Consider the following 20,486-nt stretch of genomic DNA (forward strand, 5'->3'; position numbering starts at 1 on the left):
GCTCAGAACTGGAAGTAGAGGAAGGGCGAGTAGCTCTGCGCCGAGAGCTTGAGGATCGAGGCGACGAACAGCAGCAGCACCAGCACGCGGGTGGCGTAGAGGCTCCAGTCGAGGCCGACGCTGCCGTCGTGGTGCACCACCACCGGGCTGGCCTTGGCGGTCGGTTTGGCATTGCGGTAGAAATCGCGCAGGCCGAACCAGGCCAGGGTGATGTAGGCCAGGATCAGGGTCGCCACTTGCAGGCCGGTGAGGCTGGCGCGGTTGAGTTCCGAGAGGTTCCAGTCGCCGAGGCTGAACATGGCGGCGTACATGCGTCCGGCGACGTGCAGGTTTTCAGCGCGGAAGATCACCCAGCCGATCACTACCAGCAGGAAGGTGAAGGCCCATTTGACCGGGTTGAAACGCTGCGGGTTGGTGTCGAGGCCCAGCGCCCGCTCGATCGCCAGCCACATGCCGTGCCAGGCGCCCCAGAGGATGTAGGTGAAGTTGGCGCCGTGCCACAGGCCGCCGAGCAGCATGGTCAGGAACAGGTTGCGGTAGGTGGCGAACGTGCCGCCGCGGTTGCCGCCGAGGGTGATGTACAGGTAGTCGCGCAGCCAGGTCGACAGGCTGATGTGCCAGCGCCGCCAGAACTCGGTGATCGACTGGCTGATGTACGGCTGCTTGAAGTTTTCCATGAAACGGAAGCCCATCATCAGGCCGAGGCCGATGGCCATGTCGCTGTAGCCGGAGAAGTCGAAGTACAACTGCGCGGTGTAGGCCAGCGCGCCGAGCCAGGCATCGCCGGTGGTGGGGTTTTCCAGGGCGAAGCAATGGTCGGCGACCACCGCCAGGGTGTCGGCGATGAACACTTTCTTGATGAAGCCCTGCATGAAGCGGGTGCAGCCTTCGGCGAACTTGTCGACGGTGTGGGTGCGGTGGTTGAACTGGTCGGCGAGGTCCTTGAAACGCAGCACGGGGCCGGCGATCAGGTGCGGGAAAATCGCGACGAACGCGGCGAAGTCGATCAGGTTGCGCGTGGCCGGGGTGTCGCCGCGGTAGACGTCGATGATGTAGCTGATGGACTCGAAGATGTAGAACGAGATCCCGATCGGCAGCAGCACGTGGGTCAGGATGAACGGCTCCAGGCCGAACGACGTCATGATCGCGTTGATGCTGTCGACGCCGAAGTTGGCGTACTTGAAATAGCCGAGGATGCACAGGTCCACCGCCACCCCGAGCAGCAGCCAGCGCTGGGCAGGTTTGGTGCGCACACCGGCGGCGCCGACTTTCAGGCCGATCCAGTAGTTCCACAGGGTGACCCCGGCGAACAGCGCGAGGAAATCCACCCGCCACCAGGCGTAGAACAGGTAGCTGGCCAGCAGCAACAGCAGGTTGCGGTAGCGTTGCCCGCTCAGGTAGTACAGGCCGAGAAAGGTCGGCAAAAACAGGAACAGGAACACGTTGGACGAGAAGACCATCCCGGTTCTCCTTGTTGTTCAAGCATCCGGGGCAACAGCGCCCCCCAAACCCCCCGCTGTTTGGCGGGGGAAACCAGTGTTTCAAGATCCTTGTAGGAGCGAGCTTGCTCGCGATCGCGTCAGCAGGTCCGGCACCGGTGTCCGGGCGGGCCTCATCGCGAGCAAGCTCGCTCCTACCGGGCTCCGGGGTCGTAGACCCGCGTCACGTCCCCGCCGAGGCGGAAGCTGTTGAAGGGTTGCAGGTCGTGTCGGCGCTGTTGCACGTCGGCGCCGCAGGCGTAGACGCTGCACCACGGTTCCAGCCAGGCGTATTTGCTGCCGACCTTGAGGTCTTTCATGTCCTGGTCTTCGCCGTTCTTGCGGGTGAACGCCGACGGGTCTTTCGATCCGCTCAGCACTCGATCCCCCAAGCGTTTCAACGCCTGGTTGTTTTCATCGCGCAGGTCCACGCCGTTGACCTGGGCGAAGCTGGCGATCATCGCCAGCGGCGGCAGGGCGTAGTTGTGGTAGGCGAGGGCGCGCTGTTTGCGCTTGAGTTCGTTAGGCAAGAAACCCTGGTCGTCGATCTGGTTGGCGGCGACGCGGTATTCCTTCACCGACCAGTCGAACAGGTCGCGACGGTCGGTGGCGACGGCGGTGGCCATCACCGACCAGGCGGCCCAGTAGCTGTGGTTGTTGATCTTGGCCAGGGGCAGGTTGCTCCAGTCGCTGACCACTTGATCGGCCAGGCGGCCGAACCATTTTTCGATTTCTTCGGCCTGGGCCTGATGCGCCGCCAGCGGCCGCGCATTGGAGAACTTCAGGCGCAGCCAGGCGCTGCTCATGCTGCCCAGCGCCCATTTGCGCATGGACTTGCCGGTGTGGTTGAAGTCCTTCGACAGCAGCGCATCGGCCCGCGCCCAGGTGCCCAGCCACGTGAGGGTGCAGTCGAGTTGCTGCGGACGGCCATCGCGCAGGTAGCGGTTGACCTGCTGGGCGACGCCGCGCTCCAGGGTGGTGATGCTGGCGGTGGAGTCGCGGAAGGCCTGTTCGGCGTCTTCGTTGAGGGTCGAGCGGGCGCCGTCCGAGCCTTCGTACTTGCTGCGAAATTGCAGCTTGCCGGTGTAGGGCGTCGGTACCGCGTCGCACTTGAAGTCGTTCTTGCCTGTTTTCTGTTTCTCGATGCCGGCGTAGTAGCCGGGCGGCGGCACCAGCCCGGCGGCCATGACCTGGCCGCCGAGGCTGAGCAGTACCGCGCTGGCGAGCATGCTGAGTCTGTTCATGGTGTCCTCACAATCCGGCCTGGGCGTTGCGCGAAGCATCGCCTGAACCGCGTTTGCACAAGGTGGCCTGCACCTTCTGGCTGCCGTTTTCCGGACCCTGGAGTTCCACGGCCAGCAGGGTTTGCCCGGCCCAGTCCTCGTCCTCGCGCAACTGGAAGGTGAAGCGGCCATCGGTGTCGGAGGTGGTCGGCTTGTCGATCTTCAGGTCTTCGTGGCGGCCGTTGAGGTACCAGAGGGTGGCCTGCAGGGTCTTCACCGAGGTGTCTTCGAAACGGATGTCGAGCTGGTGATTGCGGTTGGTCAGGTCCTTGATCACGCCATTGCGACCGTTGACCAGCAGCTCGTTGGTGCCCGGCTTGAGCGCGGTGCTGGCGCTCATCTGCGCCGGCTTGCCTTCGCAGCCGTTGTCGAGCAGGGCAAGCATCTGCCGCCAGATGGTTTCCTGGTTCAGCGGGTACAGCGGCGAGAATTCCCAGACCAGGATCTTCGGCGGGTTCTTCTTGAATTCCTCGCTGCCCAGGTACTGGATCATCGAGCCTTCCAGACCGCCGCCGGGGAAGGCGACGTTGAGCACGTCGGCGCCGATGTACTGCTCCAGGAAGCCCGAGAAGTTGTAGTTCTTGCCGCTGTGGCTGGTGCCGACCAGGGTGATCTGCGCGTTGCCGGAATCACCGAACAGGTCGTCGCCGCCGCTTTCGCCCTTCGGCTCGGTGGCGAACTGGTCCATGTACTGCACGGCGTAGCTGGTGCCGCAGAGCTGGCCGGCGACGTTGTGCAAGGTGCCGGTCTTGCCCATGCGCCCGGATTTGGTCGTCTCGAATTCCTTGCGCGGAATGCCTTCGAAGGCGGGCATCGAGTGCACCGTCTCGGCCACGATTTTCGCTGCGCGCTCGGCGCCGTAAGGCGTCCAGTGCTGGTCACCGCGGAAGTAGAAATCCTTGCCCTGGTCGGCGGCGGCCAGTTGCTCGTTGGTCAGCGGCGACAGGTCGGGCACGTTGTAGCCCATGCCGCCGAAGCGCTTGAGCATCGCCTTGTAGTTGCCGAGGGCCTTCTGGTAATCGAAGGCGGCCTTGTCGGCGGGGTTGAGCATGTTGCGGTTTACCAGGCCGCGGGTCGGCTGATAGACCACCACCAGTTCGATGCCGCGCGCCTTGAACGCATCGTGGATCTGCTGCAGGCGTTTGTAGCCGGCCGCCGTGGTGGTGAACTCGGTGCGCAGGTCTTCCTTGGTGCGGAACAGCCAGTCGCCCTGGGCCTGCACCAGCGTGGTGAAGTTCTGCTGGTAGCGGGTGGTGTAGCGGCTGGCGTCGTGGGCTTCGGGGCACAGTTGGCAGCACGGCTCGGCGCTGAAGGTCGGCGCCTTGACCTCGTCGGCGCGCACGCCGTTGCTGATCGCCAGCAGGGCGGCGCTGAGGCCGAGAAGTTTCATCAGGTGTGGGGTCATGTCGGGCTTCCTCAATCCAGCATTTCGGTCTGGCGTTCGACCGGGTCGATCAGCACGGCCTTCTGCTGGCGCACCATCAGGTCGAGAATCTCGTCCTGACGCTCGCCGAGCACGCCGGAGAAACTGATGCCGCTGGCCTTGCTCGGGGCCAGCATCGACACCCGGTACAGCTCGACGCTCAGCGGCGAGTCGATGGACAGCGGACCGCTGCCGTTGGCCGCCAGCTCGCCGCCGACGAGGATCAGCGAAACCTTGGTGTCGAACGGGTCGAGGGCGATGTCGCGGTCGGTGTCGGACAGGTCCTTGATGTGCCCGTAGACGCCCACCAGGCCGTTGGCCATGGCGAGGTTTTCGTACAGGCGGATGTTCACGCTGTTGCGCACGCGGATGCCGTGGCGGCGGTTGCTGATCAGCTTGTTGCCCCAGATCAGGTTGTCGCCGCTCTCGTACAGGGTGATGCCGTCGGTGTGGTTGCGGTAAATCTCGTTGTAGGCGATCAGGTTGTTGACGCTGTTACGGTCGATCACCACGCCGGAGAGTTTGTTGTCGAAGCTCTTGTTGTTGATGATCCAACTGTCGTTGACCTCGCGGGAAATGATGATCCCGTGCTTCTTCTTCGTGCCGTGGACGGTGTTGCCGGCGATGATCAGCCGGTGCGAACGGTCGTGGGGGTCGATGCCGTAGACGATGTTGTCGCGGTAGGTGCTGTCCTTGACCACGAAGTCGCTGGTCTCGTAGCAGTAGAAGCCGTACCACATGTCGCTGAAGGTCGAGCCGATGATCCAGCCGGTGGGTTCGGCGCGGCCCATCTGCTTGGCCATGTTCGGCGTGTACTGCGAAATGCTCACGCCGTAGGACTTGCTCTTGGCGTAGCCGAAGCTGGCCATGGTGGTGTTGACGATGTAGGTCTCGGTGCCGCCCCACGACAGCAGGAACGGGCGGAATTCATCCGGCTTGCGGAAGGTCGCCGGACCGTTGTCCGCCTCGCGCCAGCCGATCACCCGGCTGTCGCTGACGAACAGCTTGCCGTCGTTGACCAGGAACGCGCCGCCTTCCTGGGACAGCCGCAGTTCCTTGACCTTGCCGTTGATTTCCAGGGTCGCGCCGTGGCCGACCACGATCGGCAGGCGGGCCAGGTACACGCCCGGCGAGACTTCACGGACATAGCGCTCGGGCACTTTTTTCGCCAGTTCGGCGAAGTCCACATGGCCGCCCTCGATGAAGATCGCCTGGGGAATGCCGCGCTGGCGGGCGACCCATTCGGCGCCCTTGTTGTCGCCGCCGATGAACTCCTTGAGGGTGGTTTCCTGGAGCATGCGGCGGACCGAAACCTTGCCCTTGTGACGGCGGTCGATTTTCTTCTGCACCGCCTCGGCGGTGTAGCCGCTGAGGTCCGGCAGGGTCGGCGGGTCCATCTGCAAAGGCTCCACCGGCGCGCTGCTGACGGTGTAGGTCTTGGCATGTTGCAGCCCTTTGGCGGTCGGCGCCGCCTGGCCGTTGGCCTGGGCGATGCCGGTGGCCAGCAGCAGGGCGCCGGCCAGCAGGGCGTGGAGCCTGTTCGGGTGAAGGTTCATGTCAGTGCTCTCCGTGCATCAGAAGCGCCAGACCACGTCAACGAAGGCGCGATGCATGTAGGCGTCGGCCTCTTTGCCGTAGGCGTCGCCCGGCTTGAACACGCCGCCGCGAAAGCGCACCAGCGCCGAGGGTTCATCGATCGACTTGCTCAGTGAGGCAGGCAGCAGGCCCTGCTTGAAGTACTTGGTGACCACCAGGTCCATCTCCTGCCCGACATCTTTTTCGCCCTGGATCAGCGGACGGTTGATGCCGCCGTCGTCGACCACTGCGTTGATGCCGCTGCCGCCGAGGTTCTGGTCGCCATCGACGCGCCAGAACTTGTGGTAGATCAGGCTGGCGTCGTAGTCGTCGCGCAGCTGCCAGGAGGTGAACAGGGTCGCCGCCTGCAGGTTGCCCAGTTCGCCGCGGAAGGCTTCGCCGAAGCGGTGCACGCGCGAGCGGGTGCCGGTGAAGTTGGAGCGGTTGCTCTCGAGGCCGGTCTGCTCGTAGTTGTTCGAACCGTCGCTGCCGCCGCCACCGCTGCCGCGGGCGTAGGCGGCGCCGACCTGCCAGTTGGGATCGAGGCGCAGGCGGATGCCGAGGTCGGTGGCCCAGGCGTTGACGTCACCGCTCTGCTTGCCGGTGGCGACCTGTTCGCCGTTTACCGTGGTGCTGCTCAGGGTGTCGCGGTCGCCGGTCAGCCAGGTGAGGCTGCCCCAATAGTTGACGGTGTTTTGATTGCGCCAGTTGTAGGCGTCGCTGTTGGCTTCCACGCCGAGCCAGGTGAGGTCGCCGTTGCGCGTCTTGTCGAGGGCGTCGAGGGTTTCGCCGGGGTTCTTCAGCTTGCCGTCGTCGCGGGTGTGGTGGGCGCGCAGGCCGACCCAGTGGCCGGGTGTCCATTGCGCCGCGACATCGCCGTAGACATGCAGGCGGTCCTTGTCTTCGGCGGCCAGTTCGGTGAGGTCGGTGCGGTACTCGCTGAAGCGTTCGGCGACGCCGAGGTTGGCCCGCAGCAGGGTGGTGTCGAAGGTCCAGTTCAGCGCTTCGATATTGGTGTCGCGCCACATGCCGTCGTCGTTGCGCAGGCGCTGGCGGCCGAAGCGCAGTTGCTCGCCGGGGTAGGCGGTGAAGCCGCTGTAGCCGACCCAGAACTCGCGCATCGCCAGGTAGTTTTTCTTGGCTTCGCGGTCGTCGTTGCTGCTGTTGGCGTTGTCGATTTCGCTGCCGTCGGCGGACTGGCGGCTGGTGTCGGTTTCGATGATGTCGGTGGCCGCGACCGCCTGGCCCATGGCGTAGGCGCTCCAGTCGCCGCGCTCGAAGAACACCCACGGGCGCAGGTCGAGGCCGAGGCCGTTGACGTCGCCGCCGGCGCGGGTGCCGAGGTCGCGGTCGTCTTCCGACTGGCCGGTGATTTTCACTTCCAGGCCGAAGTTCTTTTCGGCGGTTTCGGCGGCCAGGGTCGGGCAGGCCCAGAACAGCGCGAAGCTCAGGCCGAGGCCGGCTTTCATCCACGGATTGAGCGTCATAGGGAATCCTCACCTTGTTCTTCGTCGGGAGCTTGTACGGCTTGCAGGGCCAGGGCATTCGGGCCCGGGCCGATGGCGCCACGGGCGGCGCGTTCCTGTTCCAGCAGGCGCTGGGCGGCGGCTTTTTGTTCGGGGCTGAGCTGGGCGTCGAGTTCGCCGGCCAGCGTGGTCGATTGTTCGCTGGCGTTGGCCTGCGCCAGTTGGGCGAAGACCCAGGCGTTGACCGGGTCCTGGCGAATGCCGTGGCCTTCGCTGAACAACTGGGCCAGGGCGTAGTCGGCGCTGAGTTGGCCGCCACGGGCGGCCTGGAGCAGATGATCGACGGCTTTCTGCGGCTCGACCTCGCCCAGGTAGCCGCGGCGATAAAGCTGGCCGAGGTAGTAATGGGCGCTGATCTCGCCGGCGCTGGCGGCGGCGAGCAGGTGGGATTCGGCTTTCTTCGCGTCGGCTGGAAGGGTCTTGCCTTCGTAGTAGAGGCGACCCAGCAGCAGTTCGGCACGCGGCTGCTCGGCGGCGCGGCCCTTGTCGATGTAGCCCATCAACTGGTCGCTGTCGCCCAGCTCGGGGAAGTCGTAGAGCAGTTGCGCCAGGCTGACCCAGGACGCCGGGTTCTGCGGCGCGATGTCTTCGAGCAGGGCCTGGGCGGTTTTTTCGTCGGTCTGGCCGAGGCTGCGGTCGGCCAGCACGCGGGCCACGCTGTCGACCCGGCTGGCCGGAACCGCGCCGCGCTGGTGTGCGCTCTTGAGCTGTTCCAGCAGCGCCGCCTGTTGTTCCGGCTGCGCGCGTTTCTGGTAGACGGTGGCGAGTTCGACGTAGCAGATGTCGGTGCTGGTCAGCGCCGCCTTGCAGATGCGCTCGACGTCATCGAGGTGCTGGTCGTAGGTGTTCTGGGTGCGGTACAGCAGGACCTGGGCCAGGCCCGCCTCCGGGTAGCCGGCGCTGCGCCACTGGTCGATCTGCTGCTGCGCGTTGATTCGCGGGAAGCTCTGCGGGTATTGCAGGTAGAGCATCGCCAGCGGGATCAGGGTGTTGCCCTCGCCGTTGGCGAAGGCTTTCTTCAACAGGGCCTCGGCTTCCTGGCGCTCGGCTTCGCTGGCGTCGGGTTTCGCCGCCAGCAGGCGGCCGAGGCGCGACTGGGCGCGGGGCGAGATTTCGGCGGCGGCGCGGTAGGTGGCTTCGGCTTCCTTCAGCTTGGCCGGGTCGCGGGTTTCCACCTGGATATCGGCGAGCCCGACCTGGGCTTCGCTGTAGCCGAGGTCAGCCAGTTGCCGATAGTTGCGCTCGGCGGTGGCGGTGTCACCGTTTTTCAGGGCTTCGTTGGCCAGGCGCTGGTCGGGCAGGCCGGCGCAACCGGTGAGGCTGATGGCCAGGGCCAGGGCGCACAGCAGGGGTGAGGCTGGGGGCCTCATCGCGAGCAAGCTCGCTCCTACGGGGGATGGCTGCACGTCCGTTGTAGGAGAGAGCCGGGCGGCGTTCCGCTCGCTCGCGATGGACGCAATGTGATTATTCATCGGAGAACCCTCTTCAGAGCCCATGCGCTACAGCGCTATCGATCAACCAGTCCAGCGACGGACCCCGCTTGGCGTTGACACTCGCCGGCAAGCCGATCAGGTTCGCGGGCATCGGTGCATCCGGTTTGATCTGCACGCGGATGTCCGAGGACAGGTCGTCCTGGTTCAGGTTGCTGCTGCTGACGATCTGCCCGGTACGGGTCTGCTCTTCGCCGGCGACCTGGAAGTTGACCCGGGTGCCCGGCTTCACATCGTCGAACTGGCGATAGCTGAAGCGCGCCTCGACGGTCGGGTTGGTGGTGCGCGGGATCAACTGGAAGATCACCGTGCCCTTGGCGGCGTACTGGCCGTCGTCCACCAGTTGCCGCGCCACGGTGCAATCGCACGGGCTGGTGAGGGTGCCGCTCATCTGCTTGCCGAACAGTTCTTCAACCTTGGCCGGCTCCAGTTGCTGGTCGTCCAGATGCCCTTTGAGCAGGTCGAGCATGCTGGTGCTGAAGGACGCCAGCGGTGCGCCCTTGACCACCTCGCCACCGTTGTCCACCAGCGCCTGCACGGTGCCGTCGCGGGGCATGGTGACCTGGGTGGTCGGCACGCTGACCACACCGGCCTCGGCATGGCTGACGAAGTACAGGCCGTAGATCGACTTGGCGACGAAGCCGAACGCGGCGACCCCGACCACGAACACGCCGAGGCTGAAGGTCACCGCCCGCAGCCGGCCCAGCGGGCTCAGGCCGCCGTGGGTGTCTTTCTGCTTGCGCGCCTTGGTGAAGTTGTCGCGCTGCAGGGTGCTGAGCACGTCGCCGATGCTGATCAACTCGCCGGACAGGTGCGAAGTGATGAGGTGGCGCAGGGTGGCGATGTCGCGCTGTTCGAGGTTCTGGAACTGCACCCCGGTGCGGCCGCTGGACGGGTCAAAGGAGCGCACCTGGAATTCCACGTCCATCGACAGGCCGAGGTTGTCCACCGTGAATTGCAGGCGGCCACGCAGCACGTCGCCGACTGTCAGTGGCTGTTTGGCGTGGAAGCTCAGGCCCCCGGCGGAGAGGTCGTCGACTTTCATCTCCAGGGTTTCGCGGTTGCCCCCCAGGTAGCGCAGCTTGGCGGGAATGCGCACCCGGGCGTGTTGGCGCTGGGTTTCGGACTCATGCACGACATTGACGTTCACGGCGGTATTCATGGCGATGTTTTCCTATTGGATCCGTTGGGTTGCCGCGGCTCACACGACCACGAACAGCACAGCAACGAAGATGCTGGCCGCCGAGAAGGTCATGGTCCGGGAAGACCAGGTGTTGAACCATTGTTGAAAGCTGGCGAGGTCGCGTTTGAGCGCGGTGGGCTGGCGGGTCCAGGACTGCCGGTCGAGGCGGAAGAACACGTAGATCTTCATCAGCGCGCCGACGATCTGGTTGTAGTAAAGGATCAGCGGATAAGCCGGGCCGATCTTGTGCCCCGAGCACAGCAGCATGAGGGTCAGGATCAGGCGGGTGAGGCCGATCCATAGCAGGTAGGCGAGGAGGAATTTGCCGCCGAACTTGAGGCTGGCGATCACCGCGACGGTCAGCCCGAGCAGGCTGGTCCACATCGACACGCGCTGGTCGAACAGCACCACGCTGGTGAACAGGCCGAGGCGACGCATGCCGAGGCCGAGGGCGCGGGAGTTCTGCCGCAGGTTGTTGCCGTACCAGCGGTACATCAGTTTGCGGCTGGCCTTGATGAAGCTCTTTTCCGGCGGGTGCTCGACGGTGTTGATCGCCGCGTCAGGCACGTAGAAGGTGTCGTAGCCCAGGCGCATCAGGCTGAACCAGCTCGACTTGTCGTCGCCGGTGAGGAACTTGAAGCGGCCCAGGCGCCAGTGCATCAGCGAGTCGCTTTCGACGTCGGCGATGAACTCGGGGTTGGTCACCACGCTGGCGCGGAACACCGACATGCGCCCGGTCATGGTCAGCACGCGCTTGGACAGGGCCATCGAGCACATGTTGATGTGGCGCTGGGCGAAGCGCAGCTTGTGCCACTCGCTCATGATGTAGCCGCCGCGCACTTCGCAGAATTCGTTGGTGGTCAGGCCGCCGACATTGCCGAACAGCTTGAACCAGGGGACGGTCTTGCGCACCACGCCTTCGCCGAGCACGGTATCGCCGTCGATCACCGCGACCACTGCGTTGTCGTCCGGCAGGTGACGGGAGATGGCGCGGAAGCCGAAGGCCAGGCCGTCGCGCTTGCCGGTGCCGGCGATGCGCACGAAGTCCAGGCTGACCCGATCCGGCGGGTTGTATTTGGCCCACAGGCTTTTCACCAGCAACTCATCGGACATTTCCACCAGCGAGCAGACCACGGTGGTGGGGTAGCCGCAGTCGATCGCTTCGCGGATCACCGAGCTGTAGACCTGCGCGGTGGTCAGGGCGTCGATGCGAAAGCTGGTGACCATCAGGTACACGTGCGACGGGTCGGCGGCGGCGCCGAGCTTGCGCACCTTGCGCCGCAGCCGTGGGTAGACCACGTAGAGAAACAGCATGCCGCGGACGAAATGGGTGGCGCCCATGGAATAGCGCCAGATGCCGACGGCGCCGATCAGGAAGAGGAAGTCCTTCGAGTCGGGGTCGAACAGGGTGTTGGGCAAGGCCAGGGCGATCAACATGAGCAGGGTCACGTAGAACAGCCAACCGGCAGCCTGTAGCAGGCCGTGCTTGAGGCTTTGCATGTTCTGCATCCGTATCGGTGACGTCAGGTTGGAAAAAGCGCGCGGGGCCGGATGGCCCCGCGCGGCCTGCTTACCAGCAGATGCCTTCGGTACGGTTGGTCGGGGAGGTGGCCTGGCTCATGAAGCCCACCAGGTCGATCACCTGCTTGCCGGCCGGTGCTTGTTGGGCGAGGGCGCGGAACTGCTCGTCGCGGTTGCCCAGGACGATGATCTCGGCGTCGTCGATGACCTGTTGCAGGTCAGCGTTGAGCAGCGAGGAGACGTGGGGAATCTTCGATTCGATGTAGTCCTTGTTGGCGCCGTGGACACGGGCGTACTGGACGTTCTGGTCGTAGATGTTCAGTTGGTAGCCCTTGCCGATCAGGCGCTCGGCCAGTTCCACCAGCGGGCTTTCGCGCAGGTCGTCGGTGCCGGCCTTGAAGCTCAGGCCGAGCAGGGCGACCTTGCGCTTGTCGTGGCTTTCGATGATGTCGAAGGCGTTCTGCACCTGGGATTCGTTGCTGCGCATCAGCGAGTCGAGCAGTGGCGCTTTCACGTCCAGGCTGCCGGCGCGGTAGGTGAGGGCGCGGACGTCCTTGGGCAGGCACGAGCCGCCGAAGGCGAAGCCGGGGCGCATGTAGTACTGCGACAGGTTCAGGGCCTTGTCCTGGCAGACCACCTCCATCACTTCGCGGCCATCGACACCCACCGCCTTGGCGATGTTGCCGATCTCGTTGGCGAAGGTGACCTTGGTCGCGTGCCAGACGTTGCAGGTGTACTTGATCATCTCGGCAACTTCGATGTCCTTGCGGATGATCGGCGCGTCGAGTTCTTCGTAGAGGGCCTGGAGCACGTCGCCGCTGGCGCGGTCCAGTTCACCGATGACGGTCATGGGTGGCTTGTCGTAGTCGGCGATCGCGGTACTTTCGCGGAGGAACTCGGGGTTTACCGCGACACCGAAATCGACGCCGGCTTTCTTGCCCGAGCAGTCTTCGAGGATCGGGATCACCACGTTCTTCACGGTGCCCGGCAGCACGGTGCTGCGCACCACGATGGTGTGGCGGCTGGCTTTGTCGCGCAGGACGAAACCGATTTCACGGCACACCGACTTGATGTATTCCAGGCCGAGGTCGCCGTTTTTCTTGCTGGGGGTACCGACGCAGATCATCGACAGGTCGCTGTCGCGGATGGCCTGGGAAAAGTCGGTGGTGCCGCGCAGGCGGCCGGTGCTGATGCCCTGTTGCAACAGGCCTTCGAGGCCGGGTTCGACAATCGGGGATTTGCCCTGGTTGATCAGGTCGATCTTGGTTGCGGAAACGTCCACGCCAATCACGTCATGGCCTCGTGCGGACAGACAACCGGCACAGACTGCACCCACATAACCCAAACCAAAGATGCTGATACGCATCGCATTCACCTCATGTAGTAAGCAATGCCGATTCCATTCAAAGAACCGGACCGGGTTGATTTACCAGCCGTTTTTCGGGCGCACGGAACCGCGGCGTTAAATACGCAGTACCGCGTGCAGGCATAAGTAATTTGTGAGCGCGCACTCTCACGTGCTCAAAGTAGGCAGCCAATGGCCATTAATCGGGACGTGCCCAAAACGCTAGCCGTCTTTATTGCAGTACTGCACTTTCAATACTGCAGTGCTTGTTTTTTCAAGTGGATTAAATCCTTTGAAATCAACCACTAGGACGAATTATGAGTGCGTATTCTCCTGGGCGTGAGCCGCGCGCCGAACGGATTTCGGGCGGATGCTCAACTGACTCTGTGTAACTTCCTGACTTCGGTTTTTTATGTAAGTCATTTCTCACACAGGGTTCGAAAATCGTTACGGGTGGTATGAGCGAGCGGCGAGGGGATAAGTTCCTGAGGGCGCAGAGTGTCGGTGAAAGATTTTTTAATATTTTTCTACTTGCCGATACTTTCACTTTGATAGCACGCGGGAGTCTCGTCCCTATATATAAAGGGCGAACTTGAGGTGGGATGGTTTTGTGCCAGTACGGAAAATTTTTTCAGGATTTTTCGTCAAAAAACTACGAACGGTCTTATGGCGTTTTGCGATAAGGATGGAAGGGTGGTTTTTTGGCGCCTGGATAATGGCGGTTTTGGGTGGGAAATGGAGTTTGCTGTTGGTGGTTTTATCGCTGCATGGGTATCTACACATCTTTCGGTCATGTGGTGGTTGGAGGGCGCTTGTCAAAAGACCGAGTAATGGTCACCAGGTGCATGTCGGTAGTTTTACAGTGTTCTTGAGATTGAGCGCCGCCCGCGCGGCGCTCGGTCTTCCAGCCACCACATGACCGAAAGATGTGTAGATACCCATGCAGCGATAGAGCCTTCAGCCACACAACAGATCAGTCGTCAGGATGATCCCGCAAGAACACCAGATTATCCGGCTTCGACTGCTCGGCACTGTAGTAGTAGCCCTGCGCATCGAACTGCTTGAGCTGCTGCGGATCGTTGATCCGTTCCTGGATCACGAAGCGGCTCATCAGGCCGCGCGCCTTCTTGGCGTAGAAACTGATGATCTTGTACTGGCCATTTTTCTGGTCGCGGAACTCGGTGTTGATGATCCGCGCCTTGAGGGCGCTGCGTTTCACGGCGCTGAAGTATTCGTTGCTGGCCAGGTTCAACAGCAGGTCGTCGCCTTGCTCGGCGAGCGCCTGGTTCAGCCATTCGCTGATCCGCGTGCCCCAGAAGGCATACAAGTCCTTGCCGCGGGCGTTGGCGAGTTTGGTGCCCATTTCCAGGCGGTACGGCTGCATCAGGTCCAGCGGGCGCAGCAGGCCATACAGGCCGGACAGCATACGCAGGTGATCCTGGGCGTAGCTGAAATCATCTTCGCTGAGGCTTTCGGCATTGAGCCCGGTGTACACGTCACCCTTGAACGCCAGCAGCGCCTGCTTGGCGTTGGCCGGGGTGAAATCCGGGGTCCAGCTACCGAAACGCGCGGCGTTGAGGCCGGCGAGCTTGTCGGACAGGTGCATCAGTTCGCTGATCTGCGCCGGCGACAGGTCGCGCAGTTGCACGATCAGTTCCTGGGAGTCGTCCAGGTACTGCGGCAGGGTGTGCCGCGAGGTGACGGGCGGGGTGTCGTAATCGAGGGTCTTGGCGGGGGAAATCACCGTCAGCATGAGGTCGGCTCCTTGAATCGTGGCCGCGATTCTACGGGGCGGGGCCGATGTTCTCCAGCTATCGCGGCGATAGCCGGGCGCGCTGCTATAGTGCGCGGCGGATGAACCGGAGAGTGTGAACGTGCGCATAGCCCTTGTTGCCCTGACAGCCCTGCTCAGCCTCGTGGCCCAGGCCGCCCCGCTGGAAATCGCGACGTTCGAGCGCAGTCACTGGCCGGAAACGCTGGACACCCCGGTGTTGTTCGACGTCGCCTCGCGGGCCGAGATTCTGTCCTTTGCCCGGGTCCTGAGTGAAACCGAGGTGCTGAACGAGCCGACCCTGGCGGCGCGCCTGCAACTGCGCCAGATCAACCTGCCGGCCATCAGCGAATACCGCGAACGGCTCTGGCGCACGCTGTGGCGCAACTACGACATGGCCCAGCAGAGTTGCGAGCAGGACGCGTCGTTCTGTTATGCCATCGAAAACCTCGGTGACCTGCGCCAGCAAGCGGCGAAGTTCGCCGTCGACGCCGACTCCTTCTATGCCGGCTGGGCCGAGCCGAGCCGGCAGTTCCATACCGCCTACCTCAATGAACTGCTGCGCAAGGCCGCGCTGTTCCCGCAGACCGCCAGCGAAGTGATGTTCTACGACGCCGCAGAGGTCAACGGTGATCGTCTCAATGACCGTGTGTTCTTGTTCACCTTCGATGGTGGCCCGAGCATGGCCGGGGCCAGCACCGAGCAATTGAGCGTGTTCCTGCGCAAGCAGAAACTCGACGGCCTGTTCTTCGTCCTCGGCCAGAGCGTGCAGAGCCGGCGCGACAAACTTTCGCTGGCGGCGCTGCGCGAGGTCTATCGCGGACAGTGCGTCGGTGTGCAGGGCTGGCAGTACCGCTCCCATGCCCAGTGGAAGGACTGGGAAGACTCGGTGCTGCGCAGTGTGGCGCGGGTTCAGGGCGATCTGCCGGACCCGTATGTGCCGCTGTTTCGCCCACCTTACGGCCAGCGCCGGGCCGACAGCGCCGGCTTTTTCGCCAGTCAGAACCTGCGCGTGACCCTGTGGGATATCGACGCCCAGGACCTCAGTCCACTGACCGCCGAGCAATCGGCGCAGCGCACCTTGAGTCTGATGTTGTTATGGCGTCGCGGCTTGATCCAGTTGCATGACAGCCAGCCGAAAGCGCAGGCGGTAGTGACCTGGGTGCTGACGCACACGGCACAAAGCGGGATTGGCTGGGAGAGTTGCCGAGACTTCGCGGGTCGGCAGTAGCAGGGGAGTCCGGGGCTGGGCGAAACGTTTCAACGGGCTCCATCCTTGAATGTAGTCGCGCTTTGCGACGCCGCCAAGGGCAATTCGTCCAAGTGAAAAATAAACTGCCCTGACGCATGAAAATGCTTTTTCCGGTAACGGTTTTTGCGGTATGTAGGAGTCAGACAGCCGAACCCTGCAGCCAGGTGGCGTCTTCCAAGGCCCCCTTGTTGGCAGGTTCACTTCCCGCCCGTAGCAACGCGGATACGGGAAGCGCGGCGGTCACTCTGCGATGCGTGAAGTACCGCATCGTGTAGCTTCCACATAAGGTGACCGAGTATGGATGACCAAGGACGCAACCCTTCCTCCAACCAGCCAATCCTGTATGTGCTCGATACCAATGTCCTGATTCACGATCCCAACGCCTTGCTCAACTTCGAGGAGCACCACGTCGCGATACCGATGACGGTGCTGGAGGAACTCGACAAGCTCAAGACCGGAAAACACACCGTCGCTGCCGAATGTCGCCAGGCCATCCGTCTGATCGACCAGACCCTCGGTGACGCCACGCCCGAAGACGTCGAACAGGGCGTACCGATCCAGCGTGGCAAGAGCGGGCCCAAAGGGTTCCTGTCGATCCTGATGACCCCGCGTGCCGAACCGCACCGTCTGCTGCCCGAACACCTGAACGACAACATCATCATCAACCAGTTGCTGGACCTGCGCAGTCGGCGCAAGGACCGCGACGTGGTGCTGGTGACCAAAGACATCAACATGCGCCTCAAGGCCCGCGCCTGTGGAATCGCGGCCGAGGACTACAGTACCGACCAGTTGGTTGACGACGTCAGCCTGCTGTCCAAGGGCTATCACTCGGTCACCGGATCGTTCTGGGACCGCGTGAGCAAGGTCGAGACCCGCCAGGAACGTGGTCGCACCTGGCACCGTGTGCAACTGATCGACAACCTGCCGGCGGTCCACGTCAACGAGTTCATCATCGACGAGCAGGGCTTCGTCGGCTGGATCAAGGGCATCAAGGACAGCGAACTGCTGCTGCTCGACCTGCACCAGGAACCGCTGCTGCACCAGGAAGCCTGGGGCCTGAAACCTCGTGATATTCATCAGGCGCTGGCGCTGTTCGCGCTGCTCGACCCGGATATCCACCTGGTCAACCTCACCGGCGCCGCGGGCTCCGGCAAGACCATCCTGGCCCTGGCCGCGGCCATCGAGCAGACCATGGTCAGCAAGCGCTACCGGCGCATCATCGCCACCCGCAGCGTGCAGGGGCTGGACCAGGAGATCGGCTTCCTGCCGGGCACCGAAGCGGAAAAAATGGAACCCTGGCTCGGCGCCATCACCGACAACCTCGAAGCCCTGCACATGGACGACGAGAGCACCCACGGCAGCGTCGAATACATCCTTGAACGCGTCCCGCTGCAGTTCAAGTCGCTCAACTACATTCGCGGCCGCAGCTTCCAGCAGAGCCTGATCCTGATCGACGAATGCCAGAACCTCACGCCGCACCAGATGAAAACCATCATCACCCGTGCCGGCACCGGTTCGAAAGTGATCTGTCTGGGCAACCTGGCACAGATCGACACTCCCTACCTGTCGGCCACCAGCTCCGGGCTGACCTACCTCACCGAACGCTTCAAGGACTTCCCCAACGGGGTCCACATCACCCTGCAGGGCGTACCTCGGTCGATCCTCGCCGAATATGCCGAATCCCACCTGTAACCACGCCCCGGGCGGCCTTGCGCCGCCCGGTTTTTTTCGCTGGCAAAGCTGACTCCCAGGTTTACAATCGGGGCTCCTGATCTGGAGTAACCCCGTGCTGACTCATCTCGATTCCCAAGGTCGCGCCGCCATGGTCGACGTCACCGACAAGGCCGTGACCTTCCGCGAAGCCGTGGCCGAAGCCCGCGTGCGCATGCTCCCGCAGACCCTGGCGATGATCGTCGACGGCGCCCATCCCAAGGGTGATGTGTTCGCCGTGGCGCGTATCGCCGGGATCCAGGCGGCGAAGAAAACCAGCGACCTGATTCCCCTGTGCCATCCGCTGATGCTCACCAGCGTCAAGGTCGAACTGAGCGCTGAGGGCGCGGACGCCGTGCACATCGTCGCCCGCTGCAAGCTGTCCGGGCAGACCGGCGTGGAAATGGAAGCCCTGACCGCCGCCAGCGTTGCCGCGTTGACCATTTACGACATGTGCAAGGCCGTCGATCGCGGCATGACCATTGAAAACGTGCGCCTGCTGGAAAAGCTTGGCGGCAAGAGCGGCCACTACCAGGCGGATGCGCAATGAAGATCAAGGTGGTGTATTTTGCCCGCTACCGTGAGTTGCTGGGCACCGACGGCGAGGTGCTCGACGGCGCTTTCGCCCGTGTCGAAGACGTGCGCCAAGCCTTGCTCGACAAGGGCGAGCGCTACGCCGTGCTGGCCGAACAGAACCTGATGTGCGCACGCAACCAGGACCTGTGCAAGCCGGACGAAGCCCTGGAAGACGGCGACGAAGTCGCGTTCTTCCCGCCGGTCACCGGAGGTTGAGATGAGCGTTCGGGTCCAGACCGCGCCCTTCGATCCGGGGGCGGAAACCAATGCCATGCACGCGGCCAATGTCGGGGTCGGCGCCGTGGTGGCCTTCGTGGGTTATGTGCGTGACTTCAATGATGGCCGGGAGGTGGCGGGGATGTTCCTCGAGCATTACCCGGGCATGACCGAGAAAGCGCTGGGCAAGATCGTCATCGAGGCCGAGGCGCGCTGGCCGCTGCTCAAGGTCGAGGTGCTGCACCGTATTGGCGCGCTCGAACCGGGCGAGCCGATCGTCTTCGTCGGCGTCGCCAGCGCCCACCGCCAGGCGGCATTCGACGCCTGCAACTTCATCATGGACTACCTCAAGACCCGCGCGCCGTTCTGGAAAAAGGAACAGACCTGCGAAGGCCCGCGTTGGGTCGAGGGCAAGCAGAGTGATGCTGACGCCGCCGAGCGTTGGTAGACACTGATTCCGAATTATCCGTAAACCTCATGGGAGCTGGCTTGCCAGCTCCTACAGCGTCTTGCCTGACTTTTCTGACTGTTGTTTTTTTGTACGATAAAGTCCAGTATGGATTCATAAGTACAAAATAATGACAGGCCCCGTGCCTGACTTCCTTTCCTCTGTCTTGTCACCCCCAACACAACAACGAGCGAGAGAGCCCCATCATGAAGACCTCCAACCTGATCGCCGGTCTGGCGCTTGGCCTGTTGGCCAGCAGCCCTGTGTTCGCGGCCGACGACGTTCTGCGCATCGGCATCGAGGCTGCTTACCCGCCCTTTGCCTACAAGACCCCGAATGGCATAGAAGGCTTTGACTACGACATCGGCAACGCGCTGTGCGCCGAGATGAAGGTCAAGTGCCAGTGGGTCGAGCAGGAATACGACGGCCTGATCCCGTCGCTGAAGGTCAAGAAAATCGACGCGGCCCTGTCGTCGATCACCATCACCGAAGAGCGCAAGAAGTCCGTGGACTTCACCAACAAGTACTACTTCACGTCGGCGCGCCTGGCGATGAAGGAAGGCACCCAGGTGGACGATCAGTACGCAGCCCTCAAGGGCAAGCGCATCGGTGTGCAGCGCGCCACCACCACTGACCGCTATGTGCGTGCGGTGCTGGAGCCCAAAGGTGTGATCGTGGTGCCGTATACCACCAACGAAGAGATCTTCCTGGACATGGAAAGCGGGCGCCTGGACGGTGTGTTCGCCGATACCATCCCGCTGCAACTGGGCTTCCTCGACACGCCACGGGGCAAGGGCTTCGCCTTTGTCGGCCCTGAGCTGAAAGATCCGAAATTCGTCGGTGAAGGCGCCGGTATCGCCGTGCGCAAGGGCAATACCGAGCTGGTGAAGAAACTGAACGATGCCATTGCCGCAATCCGCGCCGATGGCGAGTACCAGAAGATCCAGAGCAAGTACTTCAAGACCGACATCTACGGCGACTGATCGCCTGACTCAAGCGCCCGGGGCTGCTGCCATTTTGTAGGAGCGAGCTTGCTCGCGAAGCGGTACCCGCAGCCTCAGGCCTTGAGTTCCTTCAGGTGTTTGTACACCGTCGCCCGCCCCATATTCAGCACATTGGCCACATAGTTGGCCGCACTCTTGCCGCGAAACGCGCCTTCGGCGTGCAGGGCCAGGACCAGTTCGCGCTTGTGGTCGCGGTTGAGCACGTTGAGGCTGAGCTGGCGCTGGCGCAGCCAACTGTTGAGAAAGGTATTGATCCGCTCCTGCCAGTCATCGCGAAACAGGGCGTCGGGCTGCGGGATCAATTTGCTCGGTGACAGGAACAAATCCAGCGCCGCCTTGGCATTCTCGAACAGCGAAATATTCAGGTTGATGCACAACACGGCCTGCGGGTTGCCCGCGGCGTCGCGCAGCACCGTGCTCAGGGAGCGGATCTTCTGTCCGTCCCAGTTGAGCTTCTCGTAGGGGCCGATATTGGTCTCGTCGGTACCTTCCTCGAACATGTCCTCCAGCGCCGCATCGTCGCCCACTTCGCGTTTGGACAGGTTGTTGGCGATGTAGTCGATCTTCTGTGTGCGCAGGTCGTGCAGGACGACTTCAGCATGGGGGAAGAACAGCGTGGCGATGGCATCGGCGATCGCCCGGTAGTTCTGCAGGACATCATCGGGTGTCGACATTCGGGCGGGCT

General features: G+C 63.1%; 17 protein-coding genes. 6 read left to right on the top strand and 11 right to left on the bottom strand.

All coding sequences use genetic code 11. The features are described from left to right. Nucleotides 1-2 precede the first annotated feature (2 nt). From CKW37_RS05355 to yaaA, 10 genes are all read right to left on the bottom strand, one after another. Nucleotides 3-1,460: an MBOAT family protein gene (locus tag CKW37_RS05355; protein WP_095154560.1), complete on the bottom strand. Its 1,458-nt coding sequence runs from the start codon at nucleotides 1,458-1,460 to the stop codon at nucleotides 3-5. A gap of 173 nt (nucleotides 1,461-1,633) precedes the next feature. Further along, complete coding sequence (locus tag CKW37_RS05360) at nucleotides 1,634-2,707, bottom strand: mannuronate-specific alginate lyase (RefSeq protein WP_371864272.1); 1,074 nt, start codon at nucleotides 2,705-2,707, stop codon at nucleotides 1,634-1,636. 22 nt (nucleotides 2,708-2,729) lie between these two features. After that, nucleotides 2,730-4,166 (bottom strand): alginate O-acetyltransferase, encoded by a 1,437-nt coding sequence (locus tag CKW37_RS05365; protein WP_095154564.1) that lies wholly within the window; start codon nucleotides 4,164-4,166, stop codon nucleotides 2,730-2,732. Nucleotides 4,167-4,177: 11 nt separating this feature from the next. Then, nucleotides 4,178-5,740 (bottom strand): mannuronan 5-epimerase AlgG, encoded by a 1,563-nt coding sequence (algG, locus tag CKW37_RS05370; RefSeq protein WP_095154566.1) that lies wholly within the window; start codon nucleotides 5,738-5,740, stop codon nucleotides 4,178-4,180. An 18-nt stretch (nucleotides 5,741-5,758) separates the two neighbouring features. Next, nucleotides 5,759-7,246 (bottom strand): alginate export family protein, encoded by a 1,488-nt coding sequence (locus CKW37_RS05375; protein ID WP_095154568.1) that lies wholly within the window; start codon nucleotides 7,244-7,246, stop codon nucleotides 5,759-5,761. Continuing rightward, complete coding sequence (gene algK / locus CKW37_RS05380; RefSeq protein WP_095154570.1) at nucleotides 7,243-8,655, bottom strand: alginate biosynthesis TPR repeat lipoprotein AlgK; 1,413 nt, start codon at nucleotides 8,653-8,655, stop codon at nucleotides 7,243-7,245. The genes CKW37_RS05375 and algK overlap by 4 nt, the downstream gene beginning before the upstream one ends. 115 nt (nucleotides 8,656-8,770) lie before the next feature. Continuing rightward, nucleotides 8,771-9,937 carry an alginate biosynthesis protein Alg44 gene (locus tag CKW37_RS05385; protein WP_095154572.1) on the bottom strand — a complete coding sequence of 389 codons (1,167 nt, stop codon included), beginning with the start codon at nucleotides 9,935-9,937 and terminating at the stop codon, nucleotides 8,771-8,773. 39 nt (nucleotides 9,938-9,976) lie between these two features. Next, the gene (gene alg8 / locus CKW37_RS05390; RefSeq protein WP_095154574.1) at nucleotides 9,977-11,467 is read right to left on the bottom strand and encodes a mannuronan synthase; all 1,491 of its coding nucleotides are present in this window, start codon (nucleotides 11,465-11,467) and stop codon (nucleotides 9,977-9,979) included. 61 nt (nucleotides 11,468-11,528) lie between these two features. Then, nucleotides 11,529-12,845, bottom strand: a complete 1,317-nt coding sequence (locus tag CKW37_RS05395; protein WP_095154576.1) for a nucleotide sugar dehydrogenase — start codon at nucleotides 12,843-12,845, stop codon at nucleotides 11,529-11,531. A gap of 952 nt (nucleotides 12,846-13,797) precedes the next feature. Beyond that, complete coding sequence (gene yaaA / locus CKW37_RS05400; protein WP_095154578.1) at nucleotides 13,798-14,577, bottom strand: peroxide stress protein YaaA; 780 nt, start codon at nucleotides 14,575-14,577, stop codon at nucleotides 13,798-13,800. A gap of 121 nt (nucleotides 14,578-14,698) precedes the next feature. Here yaaA and CKW37_RS05405 point away from each other — a divergent pair, with 121 nt between their 5' ends. From CKW37_RS05405 to CKW37_RS05430, 6 genes are all read left to right on the top strand, one after another. After that, a complete protein-coding gene (locus CKW37_RS05405) occupies nucleotides 14,699-15,826 on the top strand; it encodes a polysaccharide deacetylase family protein (RefSeq protein ID WP_095154970.1) in 1,128 nt (375 codons plus the stop codon). Nucleotides 15,827-16,144: 318 nt separating this feature from the next. Further along, entirely contained in the window at nucleotides 16,145-17,539 is a 1,395-nt protein-coding gene (locus tag CKW37_RS05410) for a PhoH family protein (RefSeq protein ID WP_095154580.1), read from the top strand. Between the two features lie 94 nt (nucleotides 17,540-17,633). Beyond that, nucleotides 17,634-18,107 (top strand): cyclic pyranopterin monophosphate synthase MoaC, encoded by a 474-nt coding sequence (moaC, locus tag CKW37_RS05415; RefSeq protein ID WP_095154582.1) that lies wholly within the window; start codon nucleotides 17,634-17,636, stop codon nucleotides 18,105-18,107. After that, nucleotides 18,104-18,349: a molybdopterin converting factor subunit 1 gene (moaD, locus tag CKW37_RS05420; protein ID WP_095154584.1), complete on the top strand. Its 246-nt coding sequence runs from the start codon at nucleotides 18,104-18,106 to the stop codon at nucleotides 18,347-18,349. Before moaC ends, moaD begins: the two co-directional genes overlap by 4 nt. A gap of 1 nt (nucleotide 18,350) precedes the next feature. Then, nucleotides 18,351-18,797 (top strand): molybdopterin synthase catalytic subunit MoaE, encoded by a 447-nt coding sequence (moaE, locus tag CKW37_RS05425; RefSeq protein ID WP_095154586.1) that lies wholly within the window; start codon nucleotides 18,351-18,353, stop codon nucleotides 18,795-18,797. A 206-nt stretch (nucleotides 18,798-19,003) separates the two neighbouring features. Continuing rightward, nucleotides 19,004-19,780, top strand: a complete 777-nt coding sequence (locus CKW37_RS05430) for an ABC transporter substrate-binding protein (RefSeq protein ID WP_095154588.1) — start codon at nucleotides 19,004-19,006, stop codon at nucleotides 19,778-19,780. A gap of 74 nt (nucleotides 19,781-19,854) precedes the next feature. On the opposite strand, the gene CKW37_RS05435 is transcribed toward CKW37_RS05430, so the two are convergent. Next, a complete protein-coding gene (locus CKW37_RS05435; RefSeq protein ID WP_095154590.1) occupies nucleotides 19,855-20,475 on the bottom strand; it encodes a transcriptional regulator in 621 nt (206 codons plus the stop codon). Nucleotides 20,476-20,486 lie beyond the last annotated feature (11 nt).

The organism is Pseudomonas sp. Irchel 3E13, from assembly GCF_900187455.1.
Taxonomy (GTDB): Bacteria; Pseudomonadota; Gammaproteobacteria; order Pseudomonadales; family Pseudomonadaceae; genus Aquipseudomonas.